At 72.7% G+C, this 4,433-nt stretch carries 6 protein-coding genes; 2 read left to right on the plus strand and 4 right to left on the minus strand.

Annotation, left to right across the window (positions count from 1 at the left end; genetic code table 11):
- Positions 1 to 923: 923 nt before the first annotated feature.
- Complete coding sequence (locus tag AB0C29_RS35585; RefSeq protein ID WP_360829868.1) at positions 924 to 1,130, minus strand: hypothetical protein; 207 nt, start codon at positions 1,128 to 1,130, stop codon at positions 924 to 926.
- 10 nt (positions 1,131 to 1,140) lie between these two features.
- On the minus strand, positions 1,141 to 2,118 hold the full coding sequence (locus AB0C29_RS35590; RefSeq protein ID WP_360829870.1) for an aldo/keto reductase: 978 nt from the start codon (positions 2,116 to 2,118) through the stop codon (positions 1,141 to 1,143).
- 66 nt (positions 2,119 to 2,184) lie between these two features.
- On the opposite strand from AB0C29_RS35590, the gene AB0C29_RS35595 reads away from it, so the two are divergent.
- Both AB0C29_RS35595 and AB0C29_RS35600 read left to right on the plus strand, forming a co-directional pair.
- Positions 2,185 to 3,009, plus strand: coding sequence for a trans-aconitate 2-methyltransferase (locus AB0C29_RS35595; RefSeq protein ID WP_360829872.1), 825 nt, complete (start codon positions 2,185 to 2,187; stop codon positions 3,007 to 3,009).
- Between the two features lie 9 nt (positions 3,010 to 3,018).
- Positions 3,019 to 4,038: an adenosine deaminase gene (locus tag AB0C29_RS35600; RefSeq protein ID WP_360829874.1), complete on the plus strand. Its 1,020-nt coding sequence runs from the start codon at positions 3,019 to 3,021 to the stop codon at positions 4,036 to 4,038.
- 8 nt (positions 4,039 to 4,046) lie between these two features.
- On the opposite strand, the gene AB0C29_RS35605 is transcribed toward AB0C29_RS35600, so the two are convergent.
- Complete coding sequence (locus AB0C29_RS35605; protein ID WP_360557198.1) at positions 4,047 to 4,220, minus strand: hypothetical protein; 174 nt, start codon at positions 4,218 to 4,220, stop codon at positions 4,047 to 4,049.
- Positions 4,221 to 4,242: 22 nt separating this feature from the next.
- A partial coding sequence (locus tag AB0C29_RS35610) for a hypothetical protein (RefSeq protein WP_360829876.1) occupies positions 4,243 to 4,433 on the minus strand: 191 nt, incomplete at its 5' end.

A 4,433-nucleotide genomic window follows, 5' to 3' on the forward strand; every position in this document is an offset into this window, starting at 1 on the left:
TCCCCGCCCCCAAGCCCGTTGTGGTCACCCTGGTTGCTTCGCCCAACAACCACCTGTACGGCCTCAGCAAGCTCCTACACCAACGGGGCTGGGCGGTGCGTGGGCGAGGGCTACTTCGCAGCTTGTCTGCCGCTGGCAGCCGGAGTTGCGCCGTCGCGGGTCCCTGACAGTTGCCCACATGCGCCACGCGCTTCGAGGTGTCGTGTGGCGGGGCCTAGCCGCCTTCGCCGGGGCGCAGCTCGGCGCTGGTTTTCCCTTGTCGGGTCATGCTGACGTGCGAGCCCGGCATGTGGACACCGCGAGGGGCCACGACGCCGATTGCCGGCGAGCTGCGCCTGGCCGAGCCGCGCCTGGCCGAGCCGCGCCCGGCCGAACGGTGCCTGGCCGAGCGGTGCCTGGGCGAGCGGTGCTTGGGCGAGCGGTGCTTGGGCGAGCGGTGCTTGGGCGAGCGGTGCTTGGGCGAGCGGTGCTTGGCTGAGCCTTCCCTGCGAGCCTTCCCCTGCGAGCCGTGCCTGGGCGAGCCGTGCCTGGGCCAGTTTCGCCTTCAGTCAGCTTGGCCGGGCCAGCCCGCCTGAGCCAGGCCGCGCCGGACCTCGCCCTCGCGGGCTGCGGGCTGCGGGCTGCGGGCTGACCCTCATGCGACCAGAAGGCGTGCCTCGGCCGGAGATAGCCGCGGGCTCCCGGATGGGCCGGCGACGCCGAGCTCCCGCGGAGCGCAAGCATCTCCGCCTGGCCCGAAAGCCGGCAGGGGAGCAGAAAGCCGGACCACAGCGGGCTTGGGGGCGGGGATCACCCACGCGGATATCAAGCCTGACGAGCCGCGTGGGTCATCCCCGCCCCCAAGCCCCACCATGCAACCACCCGGCAATCGGCGGGAGCGACGGCCGGCACCATGCAACCAGGCACGACAGGAATAAAGATCCCTAGGGCTGAGACTTGCTACGAGCCCGGATCCGAACCCCGAGAACGATCAGCACCAACCCAGCCACAGCGACGATCGGCCCGATAACCGCCCAGATCGTCACCCCGCTCATCACGCTGCCGCCGAGCAGGTCGAGGCCCTGAGCCGTCCAGAGCACGCCCAGCACCACCCCGAGCAGGCCCGCGGTCAGCCACGGCCACCCCTTCATCGGCGCGCCCTCACCAGCGGTCATGGACCTGGGGGCGGATCAGCTCGTCGTAGACCGACCGGACCACCTCGTGGGCCTCGTCGCCCAGTGGCGCCAGCTCGGCCGCCGCGGCGTTGGCCCGGGCCTGCTCCGCGTTGCGGGCGCCGGGGATGACCACGGTGACCGCGGGCTGGTCGATGATCCAGCGCAGTGCGAACTGGGCCATGGTCGCGCCCGTCGGGACGTGCGGCAGCAGCCGCTGGACGGCCTGGAGGCCGGTGCCGAAGTCGACCCCGGAGAAGGTCTCGCCGACGTCGAAGGCCTCGCCGTGCCGGTTGTACGTGCGGTGGTCGTCCTCGCTGAACGTGGTGTGCTCGTCGTAGCGCCCGGACAGCAGGCCGCTGGCCAGTGGCACCCGGGCGATGATGCCGACGCCGGCTTCGGCCGCCGCGGGCAGCACCTGCTCCAGCGGCTTGAGGCGCAGCGCGTTCAGGATGATCTGGACGCTTGCCGTGCCCGGGCGGGCGATGGCTGCCAGCGCCTCGTCGACCTTCTCGACGCTGACGCCGTACGCCGCGATGCGCTTTTCCTGCACCAGGGTGTCCAGCGCGTCGTAGGCCGCGTCGGTGGAGAACACCGGCGTGGGCGGGCAGTGCAGCTGCACCAGGTCGAGGGTGTCGACGCCCAGGTTGCTGCGGGAGCGGTCGGTCCAGGCCCGGAAGTTGTCCAGGGTGTAGTTGGCCGGCTCCTGGGCCACCCGGCGACCCATCTTGGTGGCCACGGTGAGCTGGGGCTTGTCCTTGATGAACCGGCCGATGACCTGCTCGCTGCGGCCGTCGCCGTAGACATCGGCGGTGTCGATGAAGGTGACGCCGGCGTCGACCGCCGCGCCGAGGGTGGCGAGCGCGTCGTCCTCGCTCACGCTGCCCCAGTCGGCGCCGAGCTGCCAGGCGCCGAGTCCGATCACGCCGACGGTGCGCCCCATGCGGGCGAAGCTGCGATTTTCCACGCGGCCGAGCCTAGTCCGCCGATGGTACGCTGCAAAAAAGACGTACGTACGGTTTGGAGCATCGCCATGTGGGATCCCACCGTCTACCACCGCTTCGGTGACGAGCGCGCCCGCCCGTTCCACGACCTCGTCGCCCGGATCGGCGCGCCGCACCCGCGGACCGTCACCGACCTGGGCTGCGGCCCCGGCGAGCTCACCGCGAGCCTCGCGCGGCGCTGGCCGGACGCTCGGATCACCGGCCTGGACTCGTCGCCCGAGATGATCGGCAAGGCCCGCGCCCTCGACGCCGGACCTGATGCGCGACGGCGACACCCGGACTCGGACCCGGGTCCGAGCCGGCCGGGCGTGGAGTTCGCGGTGGCCGACGTCGGCGAGTGGCAGCCCGGCCCGGACACTGACGTGGTCGTCACCAATGCGGTCCTGCAGTGGGTGCCGGAGCACCGCGCGCTGCTCGAGCGGTGGATCCGGGCCCTGCCGCCGGGCGCGTGGTTCGCCATGCAGGTCCCCGGCAACTTCGACGCCCCCTCACACCGCGCCCTGCGTGCGCTGGCCCGCAGCGCCCCGTACGCGGACACCGTCGGCGAGCTCGTCCGGGAGGCGCCGGTGGACGACGCCGCCGGCTATGCCGCGCTGCTGATCGGGGCCGGGGCCGCCGTGGACGCCTGGGAGACCACCTACCTCCACCTGCTGCCGGCCACCGGGCCCGAGCACCCGGTGCTGCGCTGGATGGAGGGCACCGCGCTGCGGCCGGTGAAAGCCGCGCTGGACGATCCGGCGTGGCGCGAGTTCCGGGTCGCGCTCGGTGCCACGCTGACGGCGGAATACCCTGCCCGCAACGGGTACGTGGCGTTCCCGTTCCGCCGGATCTTCGCGGTGGCGACCATCGCCTAGGGGGAGAAGTTGACCGATCTGACCGCCTTCATCGCCGGACTGCCCAAGGCCGAGCTGCACGTGCACCACGTCGGCTCGGCGTCGCCGCGGATCGTGGCCGAGCTGGCGGCCCGGCACGAGGGGGACACCCCGGTGCCGGCCGACCCGGGCGCCCTGGCCGACTACTTCGCGTTCCGCGACTTCGGCCACTTCATCGAGGTCTACCTGAGCGTGGTCGACCTGATCCGCGACGACCAGGACGTCCGGACGCTGACCTACGAGGTGGCCCGCGAACTCGCCCGCCAGCAGGTCCGCTACGCCGAGCTGACCGTGACGCCGTACTCGCACGTGCGGCGCGGCATCCCGGCGCCGGCGTTCTGCGCGGCCATCGAGGACGCCCGGGCCGGCGCCGCCGCCGACTTCGGGGTCGACCTGCGCTGGTGCTTCGACATCCCCGGGGAGGCCGGGCTGGCCGCCGCCGAGGAGACCCTGCGGATCGCGCTCGACGAGCAGCCCGCCGGCCTGATCAGCTTCGGCCTCGGCGGTCCCGAGGTGGGTGTGCCCCGGCCGCAGTTCAAGCCGTACTTCGACAAGGCCCGCGCGGCCGGGCTGCACAGCGTGCCGCACGCCGGCGAGACCACCGGGCCGGAGACCATCTGGGACGCGCTGCGCGACCTCGGAGCCGAACGGATCGGGCACGGCATCGCCGCCGCCCGGGACCCGCAGCTGATGGCCTACCTGGCCGAGCACGGGATCCCGCTGGAGGTCTGCCCGACCTCCAACGTACGGACCCGGGCCGTGGCGAGCATCGACGAGCATCCGCTGCCGGCTCTGGTCGCCGCCGGGGTGCCGGTCACGATCAACTCCGACGACCCGCCGATGTTCGGCACCACCCTGGAGGAGGAGTACGCGGTGGCCGCCCGGCAGCTCGAGCTCGACGCCGCCGGGGCGGCCGGCCTCGCCCGCGCCGCCGTGCAAGCGTCGTTCCTGGCCCCGGCCGGCAAGTCAGCGCTGCTGGCCGAGATCGACGACTACGCCGCCGCCCAGTAGGTGGGTGGTCAGAAGCCGGGGGAGCGGAAGCCCGCGTAGAGCGGCTCCTGCCACAGCGCCAGCACGGCGAGGATCCCCAGCACCAGAACCGTCACGATCCGGACGACCCGGCGCCGGTTGAACCGGCCCGGGTCCTCGTCCGGCTCCAGCTCCGGATCGGTGCGTACATCGGTGTCCAGCATCGTCACTCCCATCGCCCGGATCTCAGCCGGGAACCGCCGTCCAACTCTGATGCCGGGCCTGCTCCGGCTGTTGCAGGACGAGCAGCCGGGAAGCGCCGAAACGCTGGCTGCCCACGCCGGCGACCAGGCCGCCGGCGGTGGTGCGCAGACTGAAGCCGTAGTCCGTGGCGAACAGCGACCACCGGCCGCTGCCGGCCGAGGTGCAGTCGCCCT

This window comes from Actinoplanes sp. NPDC048791, from assembly GCF_040650095.1.
Classification (GTDB): domain Bacteria; phylum Actinomycetota; class Actinomycetes; order Mycobacteriales; family Micromonosporaceae; genus Actinoplanes.

Excerpts from the sequence above, each read along its gene's own strand:
- AB0C29_RS35585 (WP_360829868.1), bottom strand. The coding sequence starts at position 1,130 with ATGAAGGGGTGGCCGTGGCTGACCGCGGGCCTGCTCGGGGTGGTGCTG.
- AB0C29_RS35595 (WP_360829872.1), top strand. The coding sequence starts at position 2,185 with ATGTGGGATCCCACCGTCTACCACCGCTTCGGTGACGAGCGCGCCCGC.
- AB0C29_RS35605 (WP_360557198.1), bottom strand. The coding sequence starts at position 4,220 with ATGCTGGACACCGATGTACGCACCGATCCGGAGCTGGAGCCGGACGAG.